This window comes from Bacteroidetes bacterium GWF2_43_63, from assembly GCA_001769275.1.
Classification (GTDB): domain Bacteria; phylum Bacteroidota; class Bacteroidia; order Bacteroidales; family DTU049; genus GWF2-43-63.
This window is the reverse complement of sequence record MEOQ01000034.1, coordinates 53030-79184: the sequence shown is the minus strand read 5'-3', so window position 1 is coordinate 79184 and position 26155 is coordinate 53030. Positions and strand designations below refer to the sequence as shown.

At 42.6% G+C, this 26155-nt stretch carries 21 protein-coding genes; 7 read left to right on the top strand and 14 right to left on the bottom strand.

The annotated features are described in order from the left end of the window. The first annotated feature begins 98 nt into the window (after positions 1-98). From A2W93_07455 to A2W93_07435, 5 genes are read left to right on the top strand one after another with little or no spacing between them, the layout of a single operon-like run. A complete protein-coding gene (locus A2W93_07455; protein ID OFY54061.1) occupies positions 99-992 on the top strand; it encodes a DNA-binding protein in 894 nt (297 codons plus the stop codon). Positions 993-1043: 51 nt separating this feature from the next. Then, positions 1044-1973 carry a hypothetical protein gene (locus tag A2W93_07450; protein OFY54060.1) on the top strand — a complete coding sequence of 310 codons (930 nt, stop codon included), beginning with the start codon at positions 1044-1046 and terminating at the stop codon, positions 1971-1973. A gap of 33 nt (positions 1974-2006) precedes the next feature. Further along, positions 2007-4325, top strand: coding sequence for a hypothetical protein (locus A2W93_07445; GenBank protein ID OFY54059.1), 2319 nt, complete (start codon positions 2007-2009; stop codon positions 4323-4325). 2 nt (positions 4326-4327) lie between these two features. Further along, complete coding sequence (locus tag A2W93_07440) at positions 4328-5044, top strand: hypothetical protein (GenBank protein OFY54058.1); 717 nt, start codon at positions 4328-4330, stop codon at positions 5042-5044. 31 nt (positions 5045-5075) lie between these two features. After that, positions 5076-5534 (top strand): hypothetical protein, encoded by a 459-nt coding sequence (locus A2W93_07435; protein OFY54066.1) that lies wholly within the window; start codon positions 5076-5078, stop codon positions 5532-5534. On the opposite strand, the gene A2W93_07430 is transcribed toward A2W93_07435, so the two are convergent. The 4 genes from A2W93_07430 to A2W93_07415 form a co-directional block, all read right to left on the bottom strand. After that, positions 5527-6030, bottom strand: a complete 504-nt coding sequence (locus tag A2W93_07430) for a hypothetical protein (GenBank protein ID OFY54057.1) — start codon at positions 6028-6030, stop codon at positions 5527-5529. The genes A2W93_07435 and A2W93_07430 overlap by 8 nt on opposite strands. Before the next feature lies 1 nt (position 6031). Continuing rightward, the gene (locus tag A2W93_07425) at positions 6032-7138 is read right to left on the bottom strand and encodes a hypothetical protein (GenBank protein ID OFY54056.1); all 1107 of its coding nucleotides are present in this window, start codon (positions 7136-7138) and stop codon (positions 6032-6034) included. A 205-nt stretch (positions 7139-7343) separates the two neighbouring features. Further along, positions 7344-9767, bottom strand: a complete 2424-nt coding sequence (locus tag A2W93_07420; protein OFY54055.1) for a hypothetical protein — start codon at positions 9765-9767, stop codon at positions 7344-7346. Positions 9768-10070: 303 nt separating this feature from the next. After that, entirely contained in the window at positions 10071-10673 is a 603-nt protein-coding gene (locus tag A2W93_07415; GenBank protein ID OFY54065.1) for a hypothetical protein, read from the bottom strand. A gap of 104 nt (positions 10674-10777) precedes the next feature. On the opposite strand from A2W93_07415, the gene A2W93_07410 reads away from it, so the two are divergent. After that, on the top strand, positions 10778-11308 hold the full coding sequence (locus A2W93_07410) for a hypothetical protein (GenBank protein ID OFY54054.1): 531 nt from the start codon (positions 10778-10780) through the stop codon (positions 11306-11308). A 75-nt stretch (positions 11309-11383) separates the two neighbouring features. Here the strand turns inward: A2W93_07410 and A2W93_07405 are convergent, their stop codons facing one another. The 6 genes from A2W93_07405 to A2W93_07380 form a co-directional block, all read right to left on the bottom strand. After that, positions 11384-12556, bottom strand: coding sequence for a recombinase RmuC (locus A2W93_07405; GenBank protein ID OFY54064.1), 1173 nt, complete (start codon positions 12554-12556; stop codon positions 11384-11386). A 339-nt stretch (positions 12557-12895) separates the two neighbouring features. Further along, complete coding sequence (locus A2W93_07400; protein OFY54053.1) at positions 12896-13423, bottom strand: hypothetical protein; 528 nt, start codon at positions 13421-13423, stop codon at positions 12896-12898. 5 nt (positions 13424-13428) lie between these two features. Continuing rightward, positions 13429-14310: a hypothetical protein gene (locus tag A2W93_07395; GenBank protein OFY54052.1), complete on the bottom strand. Its 882-nt coding sequence runs from the start codon at positions 14308-14310 to the stop codon at positions 13429-13431. A 135-nt stretch (positions 14311-14445) separates the two neighbouring features. Further along, positions 14446-16671 (bottom strand): hypothetical protein, encoded by a 2226-nt coding sequence (locus tag A2W93_07390; GenBank protein OFY54051.1) that lies wholly within the window; start codon positions 16669-16671, stop codon positions 14446-14448. Positions 16672-16694: 23 nt separating this feature from the next. Continuing rightward, positions 16695-17444, bottom strand: a complete 750-nt coding sequence (locus A2W93_07385; protein OFY54050.1) for a hypothetical protein — start codon at positions 17442-17444, stop codon at positions 16695-16697. Between the two features lie 282 nt (positions 17445-17726). Further along, positions 17727-20198 carry a hypothetical protein gene (locus A2W93_07380; GenBank protein ID OFY54049.1) on the bottom strand — a complete coding sequence of 824 codons (2472 nt, stop codon included), beginning with the start codon at positions 20196-20198 and terminating at the stop codon, positions 17727-17729. A gap of 329 nt (positions 20199-20527) precedes the next feature. Here A2W93_07380 and A2W93_07375 point away from each other — a divergent pair, with 329 nt between their 5' ends. Further along, positions 20528-21262, top strand: a complete 735-nt coding sequence (locus A2W93_07375; GenBank protein OFY54048.1) for a hypothetical protein — start codon at positions 20528-20530, stop codon at positions 21260-21262. A gap of 190 nt (positions 21263-21452) precedes the next feature. On the opposite strand, the gene A2W93_07370 is transcribed toward A2W93_07375, so the two are convergent. The 4 genes from A2W93_07370 to A2W93_07355 form a co-directional block, all read right to left on the bottom strand. Further along, positions 21453-22859 (bottom strand): amidophosphoribosyltransferase, encoded by a 1407-nt coding sequence (locus tag A2W93_07370; GenBank protein ID OFY54047.1) that lies wholly within the window; start codon positions 22857-22859, stop codon positions 21453-21455. A gap of 129 nt (positions 22860-22988) precedes the next feature. Then, positions 22989-24431, bottom strand: coding sequence for a hypothetical protein (locus A2W93_07365; GenBank protein ID OFY54046.1), 1443 nt, complete (start codon positions 24429-24431; stop codon positions 22989-22991). A gap of 148 nt (positions 24432-24579) precedes the next feature. Continuing rightward, complete coding sequence (locus A2W93_07360) at positions 24580-25131, bottom strand: hypothetical protein (protein ID OFY54045.1); 552 nt, start codon at positions 25129-25131, stop codon at positions 24580-24582. 102 nt (positions 25132-25233) lie between these two features. Beyond that, positions 25234-26130, bottom strand: coding sequence for a hypothetical protein (locus A2W93_07355; GenBank protein ID OFY54044.1), 897 nt, complete (start codon positions 26128-26130; stop codon positions 25234-25236). Positions 26131-26155: the final 25 nt, after the last annotated feature.

Genomic DNA, 26155 nt, shown 5'->3' with positions numbered 1-26155 from the left:
TCTGGGGAAACGTTGTTTTGCATTTTCGCTGATGGACCAAAAAGTGATTACCGGATTCAGAGAAAATATACTGACTGCCTAAAAACACTATAAAAACGATGGAAAACGCCATGGAAATAATACAAATAAACGAAATCGAAAACCGCATATTTTCAATTAGGGGTGAACAGACGATGATTGACCGCGATCTCGCTGAATTATATCAAATCAGCACAAAAGTGTTGAATCAATCGGTAAAAAGAAATCTGAATCGCTTTCCCCCACAATGGCGTTTTCAACTAACTGATTACGAACTCACTGAACTGGTCACAAATTGTGACCGGTTGTCGATATTAAAACATTCAGCATCGAATCCGTATGCATTTACGGAACAAGGAGTGGCAATGCTGGCAACAGTTTTACGCAGTGAAATAGCAGCGCAAGTAAGCATCCTGATTATAAGTGCATTTGTTGAAATGCGAAAATTCCTTATTTCAAATAAAACCATACTGAGCCGCGTAAGTGTTCTGGAACAAAAACAATCGGAAACAGACCTGAAAATCGAAAAAGTGTTCTCTGCTATGGAATCTGGTTCTGTCACGCCAAAACAAGGTATCTTCTTCGAAGGTCAGATCTTTGATGCGTGGGCTTTTGTGTCTGACCTGATTCAATCTGCAGAAAAGTCGATTGAGCTCTGGGACCACTATGTAGATGCATCAGTATTGATGCTGCTTTCGAAAAGACGGCATGATACTATCGCGCGCATTTATCTGAAAAAAGTCAGCGCTGCGCTGCAAACAGACATTGACAAATACAATAGCCAATATCCACCTGTTGAAATAAATATTTCCAGCTCTGCTCATGACCGCTTTTTGCTAATAGACAATAAAAGACTTTACCACATTGGTGCCTCGTTGAAAGATCTTGGTAAGCGTTGTTTTGCGTTTTCAATGCTTGATGCAAAACTTGCAAAGACATTTATTCAGCACTTACGCTGCGCCAAAGAAAACTGAAATCGCTCACTAATGATCACTCCATGAAAAGTTCCTGATTATCTTTGTCCCATGAATTCCTCAACGCGGCTTGCGCATGTAGCTCTGATCATTTCGGGATTATTGTTTGGCGCCAACTACTGGATCGCCAAATCGCTGATGCCCGACTTTATGACTCCGGCTCAGATCATCATTTGCCGCACCGTAGGAGCGACAATACTGTTTGCGTTCCTGCTTCCTTTTACCAAAAAGAGCCGGTTTGTATTCAAAGAATGGGTTCTGATATTTATTTGTGGAATCCTGGGTGTTACTATCAATCAATTCATGTTTTTCACCGGGCTTAATTTGACTACGCCCGTAGAAGCGGCTCTGTTGCACACCATCAGCCCTGTTGTGGTTTTAATTCTTGCTTTTTTCATTATCCGCGAGCGCTCAACAACAATGCAGGTTATCGGAATTATTGTAGGATTGGCCGGAGCTGTATGGCTCACACTTCATGGAAAAAGTATTTCGTGGAGTTCGGACCACCTGCGCGGCAACATCATTATTATCGTCAACATTACAGCTTACAGCGCATATCTCGTTCTTGCCAAACCGCTCATGCAACGCCATGATCCATTGCGTGTGGTATTCTGGATATTTTTTGCCGGCATGCTGGCATTTATTCCATTCAGTTTTAATGCTGCAGCGGAATTGACGCAATTGCAAATGCCGCCCGAAATGTGGATGGCGCTTGTTTATGTAGTGGTTGGGACAACGTTTCTTACTTATCTACTCACCGTTTTCGGAATTAAATATCTTAGCAGCGGCACCGTTGGTGCATATATTTACATGCAACCAGTAATCAGCGGAGCCATTGGAATCTACACAGGCTTGGAAGTTCTGGACTTACCAAAAGTAATTGCCGCCATACTGATTTTCACCGGTGTTTTTCTGGTCAGTTTTAGAAAAATGAATTCCTTGACGGGAAACACTTTCAGGGCAATAAAAAAGCGCTTTTAAAGTTAATAGGCAAAAATCATTACTTTTGCTCATATGAGAAGAATACTTCTGCTGATATATTTTCAGATCACTCTGACAGGCCTGATTTCCGCGCAGGGAGTGGCTGTTGGCGAATGGCGCGATCATCTTCCATACTCAACTGTAACCGATGTAGCTGTTACTGATGACCTCATTTATGCTGCCACTCCATATTCGCTCTTTTATTACGATGTTTTAACTTGGGAAATTGTCCGCTTTTCTACCGTCCAGGGATTAAGCGATATCGGCATTTCGTCCATCGAATATTCAAAAACATACAAAACACTTGTTGTTGGCTATTCAAACACAAACATAGACCTGATACTTCCTGACAGCACCGTTTTTAATTTACCTGACATAAAAAGAAAGAGCATTCCCGGAAACAAAACCATCAACAATGTTGTGATCAGTAGTCGCTTTGCATACCTGTGCTGCGGTTTTGGGATTGTTGTTATAGATATTCCAAAAAAAGAAATTAAGGACACGTACTACATCGGAGATAATGGTGCTCAGGTGAATGTAAAAGACATTGAGTTTTATGGAGATTCGATTTTCGCATCTTCCGATGAAGGTATTTACAAGGCCGATTTAAATAGTTCTAACCTGGCTTACTTTGGCAACTGGAGCAAAATGAATGTGCCTGTTCCCAATGGAAATTACACAGACCTGGAAGTGTTTTCCGACAAGCTTTTCACAACTTTTTCGCTCGAGATGTTCGACGCTGATACTGTTTACTATCACGATGGAAATAGTTGGGAGAAATTTACACCATTTGCCGGCGTCGAAAACCGAGGACTGAATGTGTCTGAAAACAAACTGGTGGTTTGTGGCTATAGCTTTCTTCAGGTATTTGATACGGATTTGAATTCATTGGGTTCCGTTTTTCAATACAACAGCCTTGTCCCAAATCCAAATGAAGCAGAATTTACTACGGACGGATTTCTGTTTGTTGGTGATCAAAACTACGGACTGCTTAAAACATGGGGTTATTGGAACAGCATGATTCTGCGACCAGAGGGGCCCTTCTCAACTAATTCTTTCAGTCTTGCCGTAAATGGAAACAATATTTCTACCGTTCCAGGAGGATACAATGAATCGTGGATCAGTTTATACCGCCCTGCCGAGATTTCGGTTTTCAACAACGAAAACTGGGAATTCTATTATGGTTATATTACAGATGGCCTGGATACAATATCCGATCTTGTCACAGTGCAGACGGTTCCTACGGATCCCCGTCATATTTTTGCCGGCTCGTTCGGCGGCGGACTAATCGAATTCAATGATGGGGTAATGACAACTGTCTACGATGAATCAAATAGCATTCTTTCGCCGGTAAGCGCTTCGCCTGATCGTGTAAATGTTGCCGGACTTACTTTTGATTCTGATGGTAATCTGTGGATTGCAACTACGGGAAACAATAAGTTTCTCAGTGTAAGAAAAGCCAACGGCCAATTCAAAACATTTACTTTTTCTTCGGCATATTCTTTCAGCTCGGCAACCAGTCCGGTTATTGATCAGAATAACTACAAGTGGATTGCCTTGCCCCGCAATGAAGGAATCTTTGTTTTCGACGACAATAACACCATCGATGTAACGTCGGACGATCAGTACAAAAAACTCACTACATCGGAAGGATATGGGGCATTGCCAAGCCTTGGAGTGTATAGCATTGCTGCCGATCACGATAATGAAATATGGATTGGAACAGATGCTGGCATTGCTGTAATCTACGATCCGGTTAATGTATTTGAAGGTGGCAATTATGATGCTCAGCAGATTCTTGTTGACGTTGGCGGTTTTGTTCAGCCTCTTCTGGAATCAGAAAAGGTTAAATGCATAGCTGTTGATGGAGCAAACCGCAAGTGGGTCGGAACTGAAAAAGCAGGCGTTTTTCTGCTGAGTGAAGATGGAACTGAAGAAATCTGCCACTTCACATCCACCAACTCACCGCTGCTGTCTGATGATATAAACGGGATATCCATTATTCCTGAAAGTGGCGAAGTGTTTTTTGCGACAGCAAGCGGCATTATTTCTTACCGCGGCATGGCAACAGTTGCTAAAGCATCGCTTGATTCGGTGCTGGTGTTCCCAAATCCAGTGATGAGCGATTTCAATGGCTATGTTTCTGTATCAGGCCTTATCGAAAACGGATGGGTTTCCATCACCGATGTGTTTGGAACACTCATATACAAAACGCGAGCACTAGGCGGACAAGCGGTGTGGAACTGCATTGACATGAACGGAGACCGGCCGGCAACCGGTGTTTATCTTGTTTTTGTAACCAACGATGACGGTTCGGTAACCCGCGCAACCAAACTTATGTTTTATCATTAATTATGATTGCTGTTGTTCGTTGCATTGTTCTACACACCGTTAAATACGGCGACAGCGGTTTAATCATCAAATGCCTGACCGAAGATGGGCTCCGGACTTTTTTTATTGCTTCGTATCTGAAAAACAACCGGAACAAATATCCTTTTCTTTCTTATCCGCTCAGTATTGCCGAATGCGAATATATAAGCGGGTTAAGCGGCAAGCTTCCGAAAATAAAATCGCTTTCGCTTGATTATGTGCCACGCTCAGGATCGTTCGATTTCAGACGTCAGGCCATGGCCACATTCATGGCCGAATGCGCAATGAGATATATCCGCGAGGAATCGATGAGTGAGGAGATTTTTAATTTCATGGAGCAAAGCATTCACTTTATTAACGAAAGCAAAAATCTGCCAGCCACATATCCGGTCCGGTTCGGCTTTGAACTGGTATCACTGCTGGGTTTTGGCATTGGCTCCCAGGGAAATTCCGAAGAGCCCCTGATTTTCACGCTTGATAAAGGTTTTGTACCCGGAACTACGCAGGCCGCATTGAATCTGACTGATTCCGGTTTCCTGAAAGAAATTATTTCGTCTGATGCGAATTCCCCATCCGAAACCCGCATCCCATCACGATCTCTGAAAAATATTTTTCAGGCAATGCTTATGTATTTCAGATTTCATTTTCCTGAAACAGCCACACTGAAATCGCCTGAAATTCTTCATTTGCTTATGGAATGAAAAATTCCTAATTTTGTCAAAATTTGAAACCATGATACAGCGAATTCAGTCACTCTATCTGCTTGGTGGAGCTCTTGCCATCCTGGCTATGATTTTTATTCCCTTTTCAAGAGTCCTTGCCGAAGATGGCGCCGGGTATCTTTACCTGCATGCCTGCGAGGGTGATTCGTTTATTGCAAGCGTTTACAATCCTTTATTGATCTTGTTTGCAGGAATTATCACCGTCGTTAGTTTTCTGATCTCCATCTTTTTGTATAAAAACCGCATTCGTCAGATGCGTTTCAATGCGTTTGTTTTTATTCTCAACTGTTTGCTCATTGGCGCCATGTTTTTTGTTCCCGAGCAATTGGCCAATGCTGTTCATGGCAATGCATATTACAAGGAAATAGGAATCCTAATGCCGCTGATTAGCATGGTAATGCTTGTTTTTGCAAACAAAGCCATTAAAAAAGATGAGATGAAAGTCCGTGCAGCTGACCGGCTCAGGTAGCCTGTTTGCGCGGCTTCTCCCACAATTCCATTGCCGAAATATTTCCTTCGTTTATCTGAAAACGGAGCAGCGTAATCATTTTATGAAAGCCACTGCTGCCGGCTGCGCCGGGATTTATGTGCAGCAGATTATCTTTTTTATTGAACTTAATCAGCAGAATGTGGCTGTGCCCGCACACAAATATATCGGGACGCAAAGACCTGATTTGTTCGCGTGTTTCAGGAGTATAAGCTCCGGGGCGGCCTCCGATATGTTTCATCAACACCCGCTTTCCGCCACAGATAAAAAAAGTATGATCATTAGCGACATGACGAACATCCTGTCCGTCGATATTTCCATGCACGGCTCTTACATTAGCTATTGACGCAAGCTGCTCCAAAACAGTGCGATTGCCTACATCGCCGGCATGCCAGATTTCGTCGCATCCGGCAAAAAAATCGCTCACGGAATCTGGCAGAGAGCCATGCGTGTCAGATAGGATCCCGATTTTCGGCATGTCAGATCTTTTTCGAAATATGGGCCATCAGTGTAGGCCAGTTCACCGAACCATCTTTTTTTCCAGTGCGGACAATTATTACTTTGTGTTGGGGATTTACAAAAACATACTGGCCCAAAAGTCCTGCAGCCCAGTAATTACCTGCATTGTCGATTCGCCACTGATATTTGTAATACACCGAAGAACGCTCTTTTACAACGGGTGTAATGGTTGACATTACCCATTCTTCGGTAACAATCTGCTTCCCATTCCAATTGCCTTTGTTCAGATACAGTCGTCCGAACTTTGCATAATCACAAGCTCTGGCATTCAGTCCCGTATAACATTTTATCTGATTACCATTTTTGGAATCGGTGTTCAGGGTGGCGTCGCATTCCATTCCCAGCGGCGTCCAGAGTTTATCCTGATAATACTTGTCAAGCGAAGTTCCGGTTGCTTTTTCTACAATCATTCCCAGCAAAAGTGTGTTGATACTTCTGTATTCAAATACAGTCCCCGGGTCTTTTTCCACCTTCAGGTTTGTGACATATTTTTTCAGATTTTTCCCATAGTAGTATTTGCCAATTTCTGCAACAGGGTTGAAATAATTCTCGCGGAAGCGAATCCCAGATTCCATGTTGAGAAGATGCTCAATGGTAATTTTTTCAAATCCTGGATTTTTAAACTCAGTGAGATATTTTGTGATGGGGTCTTTTACCGAAGAAATTTTTCCTTCATCAATGGCAATCCCTACCAACGCTGAGATAAAGGATTTGTTTGCCGAAAACGAAGTGAATATGCTGTTTTCATCTCTGCCTAGAAAATATTTCTCGTATTTTATCGTGTCGTTTTTGATGATAAGAAATGAAGTCGTTTTTGTTTCTGAAAATAAAGATTCCCAACCGGTAATTTTTTCATCTTCAGTTATGAAGCGTTTCGGAAAAGCAGCTGTATCGAGCTCGGGTAGAAGTTTTTCAGCAAATACAAATGGTTTGTCAGCTTTGCGTAATGGAATCTGAGGCGATTTTTTGTAATCATTCACATCGGCTACATTATAAACAACCATACGCCCTATGTGGCATGAAGTGAGGGATAGACCAACAAAAAGAACAAAAATAATTCGTTTCATACAAAGAAATTTGATGTGTAAAAATAGACAAATTCTTTGAAACTGCGTGTGCACAGGCGTTAATTGACAGGCGTTACAATCGTTACGATATTCCATCGTTCCGGCCGGTTCGAAATCCCTCGAAGGGTTCAGAACCCTTCGAGGGATAATATTCGGCCGGAATATGGAATCGTCGTAACAGATTCAATAACAACGATTCCATATCCTAAGCCTTGTGCTTTCTCACCTGCTGATAATCCAAATAGTAAATCACTTTCAGCGTGAGTGAATTGAACTGATCGCTGTCGAGGGTGTGGCGAAAATTCTGCAAATAATTCATGTGCGTAGGCAGCAGTTCTGTTTGAATGCCGGTCTTCCAGATCAGGCTCAGAGAGCTGCCCGGAGAGAACTGCCATGAATAAACAAAATCAACATTGAAAGCATTGAAGGTGAAATCGTGGTTGTAGTCAGCGTTTGCTGCAATAAAAGGTTCTCCGGTTTCATCGAGTGTCATGTAGCGGTCATAGCGGCCTTCGTTGTAATAATGCCGAACGCGCAATGTAATTGGCATATAGTTGCGGATGACATACGTAAGCGAAAGAGTGTTGTTCACAGTCACTACATCGCGCACGCCAAAAAGCGGCATTCCAAGTGTATCTGTTCCAGCATAACCAACACTGCGAAGTGTGTTTTCTGTGCCAACTTCGTAACGCAATTGAAAACGATTTCCGATTTTCAAAAATGGAGAAAGCGCAATATTGATGGCATATGAGTCATCGTAGGGAACACTTACAAAAGAGAAATCACCATCCAGTGCAAATGGTTTGCTGTAAGAGCTGGAAAAACCAAGGTACGCATATGACCAGTGTGGCTCATAATAAGGCATTTCGGGATTTCTCGATTCATAATAATTATACGCCCGGGTCAGTGAATGTTCGTATCCGCCCCAGATATAAAAATGATGCTTCATGGTGAGCAGGCTGAAACGAATCATTGCCTCACTTCCGATTGAACGACCCGTTGAGAGTCTGTAGGAAGATTCAAGATAATTATTCATTCGGATTTCCTTCAGCCACGTTGCAGGATTGTACCAGGCATAGGCCGATGAGAACGTGTAGCTTTGATAATTGTTCATCGACATAATACCCATATCATCATAGTCGAATCGGCTGTTCCGTGTACTCTGTCCAAGCGTCCATGTCCAGTTTCCGCGAACTTTTGAAAATGAGGTGGCATGAGCCAGTCCGGCACGATCAAGTGCACGTTCTGAAAACAGCGTCGTATCATTTTGAGTGACAGCAGTATTGAATGACAGTTTAAATGTTTTTTTTCTGAGAAAAATTCCTGTACCTGCACCTGTCACATTACTGCTCTGATACACGCGTTCACGCAAAGCATTGTTGTTGATGATGTAAAAGGAATTACTGTTTTTAAATTCCTTATCTACAACCAGTATATTGTAATTCGCAAAAGGTTCGGTAAGTACTCTTCGTGTATCTCCGCCAACAGTGCGGATTTCAGCATAGGTATTCCTGGTAACGGCATTAAAAAATCCAACTGCAAGGCCATTATTTCCGCGACCAGAGATTTTTGAAGCGTTGACCAGTTGCGACTGAGAAGGGTTTGAAATAACAGTTTCGCCTGAATCAAGTTGCGAATAAATATCGAAAAAACCGCGTGGCATGCGACCTATACGACGCGAATAAAATAAATTTCCTTTTTGAAAAAGATCAACTGCTTCTTTGAAAAACATGCGCTGCTCCTCGTATTGAGTTTCAAAGGCGGAAAGATTATTAATGATGTCATCGCTCTGTACCTGGCTGAAATCGGGCAGAAGCGTCATGTCGATTGTGTAGCTTTCGCTTAGTCCGGCTTTGAGATCGAGCCCGCCACCAAAGTTCCTCGAGTAGTCATCCACATGTTCATCATGATGCGGAAAATGCGAAACAGAAGCAGATACATATGGATTTAAAGACAAACGCACCGGCGGATCAATGCCCTGTATGCCGCTCAGTGTGCCCCACAGCAATTGAACATTTGAGGCATTCTGCTCTTCGAGTGCCCACTGACTGGTTTCGCGCGAACGTCTGATCAGGCGCTCGAACTGTATTCCCCACAACTGCACATCTGATTTCGGAAATCTTAAAGCGCTATAAGGTATAAACATTTCAGACGTCCAGCCTTTGTCATCAATTTTTGATTCGCTTTTCCAGACCGCATTGAATGCTGCATCCTGAAAACGGCTGTCAGCCTGCGGCCCCGATGCATACACTCCAAAAACATAAGCGTCGAGATGATTGTTGTACGGATCAATTTTCACGTTGAAACGGTCAGCATTCAAGTCCTCATCACGCGTTCCCAGCTGGCGCAGAATGCTGTCGGAAGCACTGTCGTAACAACGGATTGCAAAATAAATTCCATTGTCGTCAAAAAGCACCCTGACTTCGGATTGCTGCGTTGCAGGCTGGTTATAGAAAGGACTTTTCTGCAAGAACTTATCTGCTGGCGATGAAATATTCCAACAATCATCGCTTATGTCACCATCAATTACAGGTGCGACGATTGTGCGAACAGCAACAGTGTTTTTTACCTGAGCAGAAATCAATGCAGGCAGAAGCGTCAGGATCAGTAATAAAAAGTAATTTCTCATCAAGCGCAAATTTAATCAAATTGACTGCGCATAAATAAGCTTTCCGCCCATTAATTCAAAAGTCACTACAAACGGGTTGAATTTAAGGACAATCGCTTAGAGACAGTCTGAAAACTGCTCATTGTTACGACATTCCACCGTTCCGGCTGCCTATTGAGACTAAACGATAAAACATAAGCCGGAACATGGAACCGTCGTAACAACAGCAAAAACAACGGTTCTATGTCCTTCAGCTCCGTTGTCGCTTTCGGACGGTGGGATGTTGTTTTTGTATGCTGCATCATTTTTAAACAGACTTTTAATCTATTTAATTAGTTTGAATCCAACCGGTTGCGCAAATACTATTTTTTGCGATTCTTTCAGTCCGAGCAAAAGGGCAACTGATTCGCGCTCAACAGAACCCAAAACAACCGTGCTCAGATTTTCGGACGCGGCAAACAAATACACATTCTGACTGATATAGCCACAATCGGCAGCACTGTAAAAATCTTTTGTGGCGTCTTCCATCTTTCCCATACGATCATAATCTGCAACAAAAATCAACACGAGCGATGCTGATGCCACAAATGCCTGACGACCGATGCGGCCGCGAAAATCGCCAGCCTTTAATAATACCAGCTGATTGCTGTCGGATTTCCAGCTATAGATTGCCTTTTTTTGGGCAAGATAAATATCGAATTCCTGCATGTTGCGGGCAGAGGGCGCTGTGCGCTTTCCAGACTCACTTCTGTTTATTCCGTAAGCAGCCCAAAGTAAATTGCTTATCTGCTGCTCCGACATGGCCGAGTCAAGAAATTCGCGTCCGGAAATCCGTTCATTCAAGACCTCCATCAATGGTTTCCCCCCAGTCTTAACCGGCGCTGGAAGCTGTATCACAGATTGTGATTGTGCAGAAAATGCTGACATCATAGTACAAAATAACAGAAGTAAGAATCTCATGATTTTTTTGCTAAAATACAAAATCTATTAAGCAAATAATTAATAATATTGCAGTATTAAAAACATTCATCATGAAAAAAATCAGAATTTTCGCATTGGTCGTGTTCAGCATGATAGCATCTGCAGGTTATTCACAGGTGCAGGTTGGTCTCCAGGTCGGGCCACAATTCCCTTTGGGAGATTTTGCAGATGGCTACAACATGGGGTTTGGCTTAAATTTCAGTGGAAAGTATTTTGTTACCGACGATGTGGCCTTTGGACTCAACCTGGGCTATCATCACTTCGGCACAGACTGGGATGACATATCCAGCTCAATGATGCCTATCACAGCGTTGGTTGAATATTATTTGCAGGAAGCCCCATTGAGGCCATATCTCGGCACAGACATCGGTTTGTACAACTACAGTCTGAAATGGAAGATCGGCAGCTCAGAAATGAAAGATTCCGAATTGTATTTCGGCATTGCACCCAAAGCCGGCATTGCTTATCAAATCAATGACAATCTGGCTGTAACCGGTGAATTAAAATGGAATTATGTTATGGCTGATAACGCTGATGTCGATTGGCTTGGTGTGAATATCGGAGTTGCATTTGGATTCTGAAGTTTATTGAATTTCATTAAAAAGCCGTCTGAACTAAAAATCAGATGGCTTTTATATTTCACAGATATTCAGAAACTATTCATCGTCACCAGCCGTGATTTCTGTTACATCCGCTTCTTCAACACCGGGCAACACCTGTATATCGCGCAATTGGCGCTGAATGGCGCGCGTGCGGGTTCCTTTCAGCTGATCGAGGGTTTCGCCAGCATTGCTAATGTGTTTCTGTGCTTTCTCAAGTAAGCCGCCAAATTTTTCGAATTCCGTTTTCACTGCACCCAGAATTTTCCACACTTCACCACTGTGTTTTTGAATTGCCAGCGTGCGGAATCCCATTTGCAAACTGTTGAGTATGGCCGCAAGTGTTGTTGGTCCGGTCACAGTGATTTTAAATTCACGTTGAAGCTGTTCAAGCAAATGAGATCTGCGAATTACCTCGGCATAAATACTTTCGAATGGTAAAAACATAATGGCAAAGTCAGTGGTGTGCGGCGGATCGATGTATTTGTCGCGGATGTCTTTTGCCATTTTTTTTATGGTGTTTTCAAGCTCCTTGTTGGCAGCATCAATGACTGCGGGTTCACCTTTATCGTAGGCGTCAACCACTTTTTCATACACATCGCGCGGGAACTTGGCATCAATAGGCAAGTACACGACTGAATTCAAATCATCTTTCCCCGGAAGTTTAACGGCGAATTCAACCAGATCGTTGGAACCCGCTTTTGTTTTAACGTTGGCGGCGTATTGCTCAGGAGCCAGAATTTGCTCAAGCAGCATTTCGAGTTGAATCTCGCCTACTCCGCCACGATCCTTCACGTTGCTTAATACTTTTTTTAGACCACCAACATCCTGCGCAAGCGATTGCATTTCGCCAAGTCCTTTCTGCACTTCAATCAATTGTTTTCCAACCGTTTCAAAACTCTGTCCAAGCCGCTCGCTGAGCGTTTTTTCAAGCTTCTCTTCAACAGTAACGCGGATAGATTCAAGTTTCTTTTCAGTATTCACAACCAATTCGTTCTGCCGGCTTTCGAGCTGTGAAAATTTTTCGCGCTGCACTTCGTTAAACGATTGCACGCTTTTGTCAAATGATTCCTGAAAACCTTTGATCGATTTCTCCAATGCTTCGCGTTGCTGTTCAGCATTTTTACCCGATTGTTCCGACAATAATATAAGCTTCTGCTCAACCGTTGCAGTGAGCTTTTCCAATGCTTTGCGATTTTCTTCGGTAATCAATCTGAGCGTCTCGCTCATCTCCGTTTTAAATTCTTTCAGCGAGTTGCTGAGTTCGTCCCGGTTTTCTTTCGAAAGCTTTCCGCTCTCTTCGCGGTTGCGCTGAAAATCATCTTTAAGCCCTGTCTCGACTCGCTGAAGCGATGCTGAAAACAGATCAATCTTTGATGAAACATCGGTTTGTTGCTGCTTCGGACGAAAAACAAAGAGCAAAACGATGTTTAAAACAGCAATCCCGATGAGGATAAATAAAATTGTTTCCATTTTGGATGTTTTTCAGAAAAAAGCAACGATTAATTGTCAATCAATACTAAACACAAAAGTAACAAATCACTTCACATGAAAACAAATGTCCATATATCACTTGAAAATTGTGTATTTAACATCGATTCCGTCTTTTCGATATCCTTCGAGAATTTCTATTAGCAACTCATAGGAATAACCCTTAGTCCTGATCTTATTTTTCAATATTCTTGTTGATGAAGTTAAAACTATTCTGCTAACAGCCTTCTTTGCATTGCTATAATTCAGATTTGATTGTTCATAGGGTATTTTAAAATTCTGATCATGAGTCCCATTTACCCGTAATTTTAAAGAACGCATTTCCGAAACCGGACATACAATTTCAATTTCTTTATTCAGATTGTAATACTCAATTCTATCCTCATACATTCTCAGATACCCGCATATTTTATAACGATTGAATAAAAACAAGTATGTCAGAGTCAGCGCAATCAAGGCTGTGGCAGACCCAGCAACCTGGTTTTCGGTAAGTGGAATTGATTGCATCAATACAAATGGCGTTGCTGCTCCAAGAAATAGAAACAATAACAGATAAACTCTGATATGAACAAGTTTCAAAATCTCAAACCGTACAAAATCGTTCATTATTACTATTTGACCATTCTTATAAAACTCCCCGGTACCGGAGATTCAAATTGCATCACTTTACCGCTTTGCGGATGAACAAACGACAGCAATGTAGCATGCAATCCCAGTCTTCCAATAGGGTTCTGCCCGTTCCCATAGCGGCGATCGCCTACAATCGGAAAACCGATGTCGCACAGATGCACGCGGATTTGGTTTCTGCGGCCTGTTTCGGGGGTTACTTTGAGCAAGCTGAAATCATCGTTCTGCTGCACCAGTTCCCAGTTCGTAATGGCATGTTGCCCGTCATCCGGTCTCATACTGGAAAAAACCTGCAGATTGGCATTTTCTTTCAGCCAGCTCTCAATGCGGCCTTTGGGCTCATCAACTTTTCCGCAAACCAGTGCGGCATATTCGCGTTCGTGATTTTCATTGTGCCAGTATTCCTGCAGTATATCGCGCTCCATGGTACTACGCGCAAAAACAAGCACGCCCGATGTATCGCGGTCGAGCCGATGCACAATAAAAATTTTGTTGCTTTTATTCTCAGTCTTCACATAGTGACTCAACAAGCTGTAAGCGGTATTCAATTTTTCCTTCTCAGTGCCTACCGTCAGCAGTCCTGCAGGTTTGTCAATGGCAATGATGCTGTCATCTTCATACAGAATTTTAATTCCAGGAATGCTCACAGACGGCTTTGATGCAGGTTTCCCGATCACCACGACCATTCCGGAGTTCAACTCAAAATCGTGACGGCTCACCACCTTACCATCAACAGAAACGCGGCCGTTCTGCAACATTTGCTTGAGCCCCGTACGCGATTTACCGTGAAAAACTTTAGCCAGAAAAGGCAACAAGGTGTCATTTTCGAGAACGGAAAATTGAAGTGGTTTATGTGCTGGTTTCATATATGTAGATAGAGTGTAAAGTTACGAATAAAACCAACCTGAATAATTTCTGTTTTGATCTTGTGCGGATTTGACATTTAAAAAAATCCCCACTGAAAGCTTCAGCGGGGATTATAATTGAATTGGATTAATTCATCAAAACACCACCGTTTTCACCATCTGCATTCCGTTAACTTCGAGCCGGATGAAATAACTTCCCTTGGCTTTCAGTTGTGATGCGGTTAATGGATATTGATAATTGCCTGCAGATAGATTTGCTGATTCAAGAACAACTATTTCGCGTCCTGTAATATCAAGCACTGACAATTTTACATCTGAATTATCAGGTAGTTCAAACGCAATATTGGTCTCGCTTTCAGCCGGGTTTGGAAAAATATTGAAGCTTTCTGCAATTACACTTTCGTCAATAGCAAACCAGCTGATCGGGTGAATGTTGATATCATCAATGTAAATGTTGTTGCCACCGTTCGAGAAAAGCTCAAATTTCACGCGCAAATTTTCATAGCCTGCCAACGTACCTTGAGGAATAACGATTTCATGCGTTCCCCATTCGCTTTCGGATGCCGGAGAAAAAGCTGTCTCTGCAGGATCTGCTGAGGCAAGCGCGTTGCCCGTAAGTGACAATTTGCTAATCCAGGTAACACCACAATCATCGGAGAAATATACGGTTAGTTTATCAAAGATTGTATCGGCGGCTGACAATATTGATCCGGCTACATATTTGGGTGCATAGGCGCAGCGGAACTGAAGTTTTGAATGTTCTCCCAATCCCGATAAGTCATAAGCAGGCGTGATAAAGTTATCGCGACTACCAGCAACATTACCATCAAAATTATTCAGATAAATTGCTTTTGATCCGGTACATGCGTATGCTGATTGTTCCCATGCGGCACCTGTGTCATTGTGGATTATAAGATCATTGATAAAGCTGATTGTCTCGAATGACTCCACCAATGGGGCAACTGTAGCCAATGTCGGATCCATCACGGTTACGAATGAATTGAGCGTCAGAGAATCATCGCCGGTAGCATTGTAAACTTTCAATGTAACCGCATAAGTGCCCGGGGTGTTATAAGTAATATTCGGAGCCGGGTCGCCTGAAGTAGCAGGAGTTCCTCCTGCAAAAGTCCAGGAACGGGTTGCTACTGTTCCGTTATAGGAAACATCATAGAAAGTTACCGAGCTTCCGGCACAAACGGTTTGCGCATTGGAATGGAAATCAGCAACGGGCTCGCAAAGAATTGTATTGGTGTCGAGAACACCGGTAGCGACCAGGTTTTCATAAGACCAGAGATTTCTGCGGTCGCTCATCAATGTAGTATTGATGCGGTCAAGCTGGCCGATAGAAAACATATTGGTGCAATATCCCCACTGATAATCCATGTAGTTTTCGATCATGTCTGGTTCATCTGGACTGTCAGTATTGCAGGAATTTCTGCTGCCCGGAGTGAAGCAAGACAGCGAAGTATTTTGAGAAGCAACCGCAACCGGAGGAGTATCATCTACTTCATCACCGGCTTCGATGAGAGGCGGCATGCCACAACCGTCAACACCTAAAGCAGCGTACAACGACTGGAAAGGATGATACAGGTTGAAATAATGTCCGGTTTCATGGGTAAATGTGCGATTGGCAAGATTGAGTCCCATTCCGGCCATATTGGTCGCTGTACCTATGGTTCCAATGCAATCCTGACGAATCAGGACTCCATCCATCAAAGTGTCGCCGCCAGTGAGCGCTTGTGTAAGTGTGTTGCTGGGCGGAAACGGAGACATACCTCCGATAAAAGCTCCGTCGGGCAAACTCATGCCTTCAGGATAAATGAAATTAACAGCAAAAATATTCATGTACTTGTTTGGAGCCCAGCAGTATTTTGCCATGGTGCTGAAGTAGCCATAATTTGTTTGCGGATCAAAGTGATGAATGATGCCGGAAGTGCAGTTTCCGCTGGTATCAATTCTCGCGAGTCTGAATTCGATCTGGCAATCAGCTGCACGCGATTTGAACAAAGGAAAAATATCGGCTGTATCTGAATTTTGCAGATTGTAATCGATATTCATCTTTTCAATGGCATCATACACCTGATCGTCGCTGATGTTCTCAGCTCCATACATGTGAATAATGTGAAAAACGACCGGAATCACTCTTTTTCCATTAATAAGCGTATCAGTTTTTGAATTGTTCATGAGCAAATCGAAATTCGCTTCGTATGCCATGTAACGATCAATTAATTTTGGGTCCTCTGTAACCGCCTTTTTCAGTAAAACATCATCGGCCGGATAAAGAACGCCATTCTGGGCATTTATGGCAAAAGCCATAATAACCCCAAGAGAAAACAATAATAGTTTTTTCATAACCCCCATTTTTTTAGCAAATATAGAAATTTCTATGAAAAAATAAGTTTCGCCGCTGATAACAGCAAAACTGCAAATAAAACCAGCTTCATGAAGCCAATTCCTTTGCGAATGGCGATGCGGGCACCAAGCAACGCGCCCAGAATACTTCCGGCAGCGAGTACCAATCCCGGAATCCATTCCACCTGATCGTTCATAATAAACACTGCGAGAGAAAATGGTGTGAACACAAGAGTTAGAGCCAGCTTGATTGAATTTGCATTTACCAGATCATAGCCAACCGAAAGCACCAGTGCAAACAACATAAAAATTCCAACACCTGCCTGAATAAAACCACCATAAAATCCGATCAGAATAAACAGAATTCCGTGAAACCATTTTATTTTAAACACCGCGCCCGGAGTGGGTTTCCGATTAAAGGACATTGGCCTCCACAATGTCAGCACGGCAAATGCCAACATTACATAACCAATGATTTTTTCAACAATCTGATCAGAAATTTCAATGACAAAAAACGAACCGGCAATGGCTCCGGGTATAGCAAAAGCAGCCAGTATTGCAGCATTGCGGATGTCAAAATAATTTTTCCGATTAAAAGAAAGTACACCGGTTAATGAACTCGCCAATATTGAAATCCTGTTTGTTCCATTGGCCACATTGGCTGGCATCCCTGTGAAAATCAGCACTGGCAATGAAAGAAACGAGCCACTGCCCGCAATGGTGTTGACAAACCCAACAATGAGCCCGGTTACAAACAACAAAGGGAAATACCACCAGAGCATAGATCAATTTGATGTCAAACATACGAAAAATACGAAATACGAGATAATGTGAAAATGTGGTGCTATGCACATGTGAAATCCGATAGCGATCGGATGAGGGAACACGAGATGATCACTTTTATCCCTTCGACAGGCTCAGGACAGAGCTTTCTACTTTTATCTTTCTACTTTTATCTTTCTACTTTTATCTTTTGTCTTAAGAGGATGTGAAGATGTGCGGCTCCGCGGCATCGGATTGCAACTGACGCCTAACGCCTGTTGTCTAACGCCTGAACTAATATATCAATAGCCGCCATCATCAACTTCGCCGCCGCCATTGCCGTTGCCGTTGCGGCGCTCTTTCGATTTATAATCGCCGGACATTTTCCAGGTAAGACCAAGCATAAAAACACGGCCTTCCCATTGACGATTCATCACCATTTCATAATCATCTTCCTTGAACGACATTTTAAAACGGCCTGTGCCGAGAAGATCTCGGACATTCAGTGACAATGCAAGCCGATCTTTAAAGAAACCCTTTTTAATGGCTGCATCCGAAAAGATCATGGCAGCGCGTGTTCCCTGCCCTGTTACTCTTGGCGAATTGAAGAAAAACGAAAGACTGCCTTCCCATGAATTTTTAAAACGGAAAGAATTACTGTTGCGCAATTGCCAGCCATATGCTGCCGCAGTTATGCTTGTCTCAACGTTGCTTCCGTCTACTACGTGACGATACCAGGAACCACTAACCGTTGTATTCCACCATTTGAGCGGCTTGTAGGTATAAATCATTTCAAACCCATAAGAGGTTGCCGAAGTGTAATTCTCCATCGTCATCAGATAAACTGAATCATTGATATTCATTCTGTAGCGCGAGATAACATCTGTTATTCTTCTGTAAAAAACAGTCGGCATAAGGGTCCCCTTTTTCGAATACCATGCATAACTCAACTCGAGTGCATTGACGTACTCAGGATCCAGAAAGGGATTCCCTCCGCGAAGATTAGGATAAGCGCTGTAATCAATATATGGATTAAGATCCCTGAAGCTGGGCCGGTTGATACGTCGGCTGTATGTAAGTTGAATTTCCTGAATTTTTGAAAGTTTATAACTTAATGCAGCGGTGGGAAACCAGCTGTAATAGGTCTTTTTGTTATCTGTTGAGTCAGCTTGACGTGCATTGGTAGATGCAGATTCTATGCGGCTCCCAAGTGAAAGTCCCCATTTCTTAATTTTAGTTGAATAATTGGCATAGAGTGCCCCAATATTTTCGTTGAATAAAAAATGATTTGACGTTGTGTCGTTGAAAACAAATTCCTGACCGGCAAAATCATAATTATAATAACGGCTGTCAGCATCGATAGATCGCATGGAGCCGTCGAATCCGGCTTCAATTTTTGTGCTGTCGTTGAATGGGTACACATAATCGAGTTTCAGCGTTTTCACCGCATTGATATTTGGTGAAACAGTTTTTGCCCATTCGGGAGTCTCATCGCTGAAAGTTTCAAAATCGTCTTCGAGATAAGTAATGCGGTTAAACGAGCTATCCTTTCGGTTGCCATTGCTCATGGCAAAATCCAATGTTAATTCATGCTTGGGTTTGGCAAAGCGTTTTTTCACATTCAAACTGGCATCCCAGTTACGCATGGATGCTTCTTCGAGTGCGCTGTTCCGATAAATCAGGGTGTAAATATCATCGGGATTCATGGTGTAGTTCATCACATCCTCATCCTCAGTATCACTGAAAAACAAAGTAGATGCTGTGGCTGCCACAATAAATTTGGGAGTGAAATAGTATTCTCCACCAATTTTAATATTGTGCGATTCGTTGGCATGCATCTCGTCGAAACTCTGATGAAGGTAATAGCTGTCAATCAAATCATAGGTAGTGCGTTCGCTTTCTCCAGTGCCGCTCCGCTGACGATTCTGATAATTGTAATTGCCAAACAGCGTCCACTTATCGGTTGAATAGCTTGATGAAAATGAGCCACTGTATTTGTTTTTAGTGCCTGCATTCAATGTCAGAAGGGTATTCAGTCCCGTTCCTTTTTTCTTTTTCAGAATAATATTGATGATTCCTGTCATGCCTTCAGGGCTGTACTTAGCCGAAGGATTTGTAATAAGTTCAACCGATTCAATACTACTGGCCGGAATCTGTTCCATAGCTGCACGACGGTCGGCACCGGTCATTGTGCTGGGGCGCCCGTCGATGAGGATTGTCACATTCTCGCTTCCACGCAAACTTACGTTTCCGTCCTGATCTACTTCAACGCTCGGCACTTCTTTTAGCACATCAAGAGCCGTACCACCAGTCATGCTCATGTTCTGCGCTACATTCACAACTTTCTTGTCGATACTCAGCTCGATCATTGGTTTTTCAGCAACGATGTCAACTCCGGAAAGCGCTTGCGATGATTGGGAAATTAAAATCTTGCCTTGATCAAACAAAGGACCGGAGCCAGGTTTCATCTGCATTGGCCCCACGTTTTTTATAGAATAACCCATAAAATTTACGCGAAGCATGAATCGCCCAGGAGTTTTCGAGGTAAAGCTGAAACGACCGGCGGCATCGGTTATGCCTCCACCGGCAATGCTGGAATCACGCATTGAAATAAGGGCTATGGTAGCGTATTCAACAGGTTTACCACTTACAGAATCGAGAACTGTTCCTGTAATCTGAAAGTTAACTTCCGGCATGTTGCCGGGCTGGGCATTAAGAACGGTTGGAAGAATAATCGTAAGCAGTGCTTGAAAAAATATCGAAAAGCGGAACATAAAACAAAATTTGACAATTAGACAATGCGTGCGCATGATTCTTGCGCGGATGTGCAAAATTAATTAAAATAAAGAAGGCCCGGGTAGCGGGTAATGGTTAATGGTTGAAGGTTATCTGTTAATGGTTATTGGGTAATGGTTATTGGTTGCGATTATGGATTGTGACAGACAGACCGCTGCCGCGGATCAGCCAGTTCAATTTTAAACTCCGTGATAATCACTCCCTTGTGCCATATTCATCATTCATCCGGGATTTGATAAACTATTTTACAAAAAAATCTACCATTCGTCGAAAAAAACATTTTTAATCGTATATTGCACAAAATTCAATGGTTATGAGAAAGTATATATCTCTTTTAGTCGCCATCTTAGTTGTTGCACTTTCGTCCTGCAAAGACGATAAAACGGAATACACCCCGTTTGAGCCCGTTGACAATCAGGCTTCGCACACCAGCGCCTATTACAACGCAGGGCTGGGAGAGAATCCGGGACTTCCTGCCGGGCCATTGTATTCATTTCCGGCCGGAATAGAAATCGTTGGGTATGTTCATGGAAACTCGCCTGCAGTTATGCTTGCTCCGGTTTTTGACAAATTCAAAAATCCTGGCGGTATTCCCGGCGATCCGGATCCAAAGGTTAATTACATATCTCTTGGATATGGTTCACTTGTTAATCTGTACTTCTCTGTTTATAACAATACAACAGCTTCGAAATCTGTTACCATCCCCAAAGGCACAATTTGCTACGAAGCCAATCATACTCCGTCGAACCAACATGGATTGCTGGTGAAATCAGTTAGTTTCAGCGTCCCCGCACACGATACAACAGATGTTCACCTGAAACTTTTCTGTGTAAATGCTCATAATGGGATAGCAACGGCCACTGATCCTTACAAAATCGGTGTCATTACAGTTCATCCAGACCTTATCACCGTGTGCAATATTCTGGATGCAAAGCCTACCATTGATCCCAATGACTTCGGAACCATTCAGTCTATTCTTTGGGATATCACTGACAATAACGGATTCGATCAGGCCGATATTGATACGCTCAATGCCATGTGATTGGAGAGGTTGAAAGTTTATTCACCCATTAAATTATTTTCAAAAGTGTTCATGAGCTCGCCACTGCGTGTCTCGGTTGTAAAGGTACTACAACGCTATAATGGTTTTGTAGAAATCAAAATTATGACAAAAAGGCAACAGTCGTCAGGCATCAGGCGATTGCCATTGGGCTGCATGCCGCATGCATTTCTCAGAAATAGCTTGAACCATTAAAGCAATGCGTACAGACTTTTTCTTTCGGTAATCCAATAGCATCAATCAAATCTTCGAGGCGTTGAAATTTAAGCGAATCGAGGCCCAATCTGATGCGGATGCGATCTACCATTTGTTTGTATTCTTCGGAATCCGGATTTGAATAAGCTGCCATATCCCGTTCTTCTTTTCCCTCGAGTTCATTCATGGCAATGTAGGTAGCCAGATCCATATTAGAGCGCGAACGACTGAAATTAAGGAACAGACATGGATATGTCAGAGGCGGACATGCGATGCGCATATGAACTTGTTTGATACCCGCCTTGCGCAAGTCTTTTACATTGTCTTTGAGCTGTGTGCCGCGCACAATGGAGTCATCGAGAAAAACTCCTGATTGATCTTTGATGACAGCGGTGTTCGGAATCAGTTTCATTGTTGCTACCAAATCGCGCTGCGCCTGACTTTGAGGCATGAAACTACGTGGCCAGGTAGGCGTATATTTGGAATACGGTCTTTTATATGGAATATGTGCAAAATTGGAATAACCGGTTGCATGTCCAACTCCCGAATCAGGGATTCCTGCAACAAAATCAACCTCCACATCATCATTTTTTGCAAGGGCTGCACCACAGCGATGGCGGCACTCGTCAACATTAATACCCTCATAAGACGATGTCGGAAAGCCATAATAAACCCAAAGAAAAGCACAAACCTGCATTTTATCGTTGGGCTCTTTCAGCATCGTGTAGCCATCGGCTGTAATTTTCCCGATTTCACCAGGGCCGAGATAGCGGAATGTTTCGTAGCCCAGATTTGGAAATGCGCAGGTTTCGAAAGTCGCTGCAAAAGCACCGCCCTTTTTGCCAATCACAATGGGTGTGCGGCCCAGCTTGTCGCGGCCAACATAAATACCATCTGGCGTCATCACCATCAAAGAACAGGAGCCCTTTATCAGTTCCTGCACATTGCGGATGCCCGACACAAAATCGGTCTCCTCCGCAATCAGTTTGGCTACCAGCTCGGTCGGATTTATGCGTCCCATACTCATTTCGGAATACACCAACTGCTTTTCGATGCAACGATTTTCCAGTTCCTGAATGTTGGCAATTTTCGAAACGCTGGCAACGGCAAAGCGACCCAGATGCGAAGTCATTACAACCGGTTGCGCTTCGGTATCACTGATCACTCCAATTCCAATGTGGCCTTTGAAATCGGCGACTTCGTCTTCGAATTTATTTCGGAAATATCCATTCTCAATACTGTGAATCGCGCGCTGAAAGCCCGCTTCCTTCGAGTAAAAAGCCAGGCCGGCACGTTTGGTTCCAAGATGCGAATGATAATCAGTGCCGTAAAAAACATCATTCACACAATCGCCAAGAGAAACGCTTCCGAAAAATCCGCTCATTTGTGGGGGGGTTAAATTGAAAGTGCAAAGAAACAAAAAGAATAAGTTCATTACCCTGATGTTGATAATCAGTTCATAAGTATTTTTTGCACTTAAATCGAAGATTCAGTGCCGCTTTCAGAAGATCAATCATCGTCTGACATACAAATCATATCTGTATGTTTGGATATTCAAACGCGAATAGGCTGGAAGTGAATCACTAAATATATGCCGATCGGCGATAATAAATTTATTCCGTGTTTTATCATCGAGACTGATGTTGAAATACCGCATGAAATAGCTTTGTAAATCCCATTGATTCCATGTTTCGAAATCAGGGACTGACACTGTTGTGTGCGAGGGCACAACCTGACCAATTACGTACACATCGTTCAGCATTTCTTTATTGCGGCTGGTTTTACCGATTTGCATGAATGAAAAAATCAATGCAACAAGCACCAATACAAATCCTGATGCTACAAAGGATTTATGCAGTTTTCCTCCTGTTCCGATTTTTGAAATCCATATTGAAAAGTATGGTGAAACAAGGAGTGCAAAGCCAATGGCGAAAAATGGCAACGAAGGAACGAAATAAAAACCTTTTTGAATACGTGTAAGCATAAGTGGCAGAGAGCCGGAAAGGCCAACACAAATAAAAAATATACTCAGCCTGAAGCTCTCCGAAATTTTCGATCGTACGTTTTTTATTCCTCCGATTAAAAATACGATAACAACCAGAATCAGCGCAGGCAACAGCTCGCTTACCAAACGAACAAGAATATAGAAATGACTTCCAACATTTGGGGCCTCTCCGATTCGTTGAAAAGCGCGTTTGAAAAGATATTGCGACAAGCTTTCGCTGCTTTCAGGAATTAGAAACAAAACACCATAAAACATGACCGGAACAAGAATGATAATGCCTGTCTGACGCAATGCGTCGGGTAAAGTTGACTTTCGTGTAATGAGCCACCAGAGCGCCGGTACAGCAATCGGGAAAAATCCGGGAATCCCTTTGGTTAGTGTTGCCAGAAACACAAATATACCCGCAACAAATAAAAGGAATATGTTTGTTTTTTCGCAACAGGACTTATATGCAAAAAGAACAGCCCCGAGAATAAATATGCCCATTGTGTTTTCGAGCATGTTGTTTGAAAAGCTCCAGAAGCAGACAGGAATTGTGATCCAGAGAATCAGGGGTAGCCATCCCAATCGTTTAAAAGTTTCATTTGCTTTAAAAACAGTGCGCCATATTATAACAATCAATGAAGCTGAAACGCACATTGTCAGAAAAGTATAAAAGCGCTCAACATACATGCTGTCGCCAAATGCTCTGAAGAAAAGTGATTGAATCCAGTATCCAAGCGGCGGTTGTTCAAGAAAACCATTAACGCCGTCAATGGCCAGGTTGCGCGGACTGAACTGAGGAAACCAAAACGAGCCGATGCCCTGACTCAGATTATGAGAAACGCTTGTGTAGAGCACTGCATCCATGAACATTCCATCCTGAATGAGCACAGGCAAGGTGAGTGCAATCATTGCCGCGAAAGCAAGCAGAAAAAAAGGTAAATGCGTGTTGCGAAAAATGTTTTTCATAGAAATAATGAAACGAAATTACAAAACTTTTCAGATGAGCTTTGGATTTCAGCACAGTGTTTTTATTTGCCGTTTGCAAATTGAAATGACCATCAAAAAAAAATGCAGCACCTGGTTGATGCTGCACTTTGGAGTTTTTTCGTAGAGGTTATTTCCACCTGCGATATTGCTTCACAAGGCTCACACAATCCTCATCGCTAAATTCATTAACGGTGGTGGTGAGTTCGAACACCTTTGTTTTTGGGCTCCAGAACACAACATTCATGTAGTCGCTGTTGCCGTAGGTTCCGTTTGTTGACTCAAATGACTCGCTGTCGATTGTTTGACCAACGTTAAAACAAACAGGACTTTTCTTATTCATCTGATAAAGACGAACTGCTTCGAGAGAAGCAAAGTTCATAGTCACTTCACCATTGAGTTGTCCGTTTTCTTCATATAGTCTTTGCTGGACTTCGCTGGCCATTGGGAAGCTTTCTTTCAATTTTTCTCCATTGATGTAATCATTGATGAGTTCATCAAAATCCTGTTCCGAAACATCGGTGGAATCATCCATCTGGCTGAAGATGTTTACATAGGTGATGGTCAGTTTGCCTGAGTTCTTGCCGGTAATTTCAAATTTGTATTTTTTCTTCTCAACTGTAAGACAGCTGCTTATCAAGAATGCCAAAAATGCAACGGCGACGAATTTCAAAATTTTCATAGGTTAGATGTTTTTTTATTAAGACAAAAATACAATTTCTTTTCAATTTAGTAGTTGAACCTACGATAATTTTACTTTTTATGCAGAATTTATCAATTTACCTTAAAACGAAACTGAAGTATTTTTTTCTTTTTTCGATAAAACCTCAGACAGCTGACTGAAATCGATCTGATATTTTTTTAAATCAGCAAATTCGTGTAAGACCAAAAAGCTGTCATGATGAATCTGAGCCAGATATTTTTGCTCCGTTTGTCCCCGCGTTGGTACAATCACAGCTGAGCGACCGCAAGCATATAGATCCATCAACGTGCTGTAGCCTGAGTGGGTGATAATAAAGCCTGATTCGAGAATTAATTTTTTCATCAACTCATCAGACGGTGACAAAATACATTTTACGTTTTCAGGACAATTGTCCAGACTGGCACCAGCAATAAATATTTGCAATGATAAATCAGCAAACATTCCGGACAATTCAAATGCCATCTGCCTGCGATGTTCTTCAGGGCCTGAAGTGATTATCAACACTGATTTTTTATTGCGTTCGACGGTATCAGTCCTGTCGCTTTCAAACCGGCTTAAAGGTCCAATAAATTTTGCATTGGGCACCTTGATCGAAGGATGGCTGAGCAGTCCTGCCAGTCCCGGAAACTCAGGGAAATCCGGTATCCAGACTTCAGAAAAAGACGCATATGCTTTTTTGAGAAACCGCCGCAAAACAGGCATTCCGATGCGCAACCATACAGGAGTTATTGGCATCAGCTGATGAGTAATTAAAACTGATTTCACCCCTTCGCCCCTAAAACCATATCGATTATCAGAAACGACCAGATTGTAATGGCCGGTCTCGCATAAGTCCTTGCACTTATTATTATCGACTCTGCTTTGTTTTTTTATTCTCATTGCAACGGCTGCCAGCTTAAAAACCCCGGTTCCATTTAAGCCGTAGCTCACCGGTTTAGTTTTATCTTCAATGTATTGAAGTTCGGGAAATCTTTCCATTAAAAACGCGCAAATACCAAGAGAT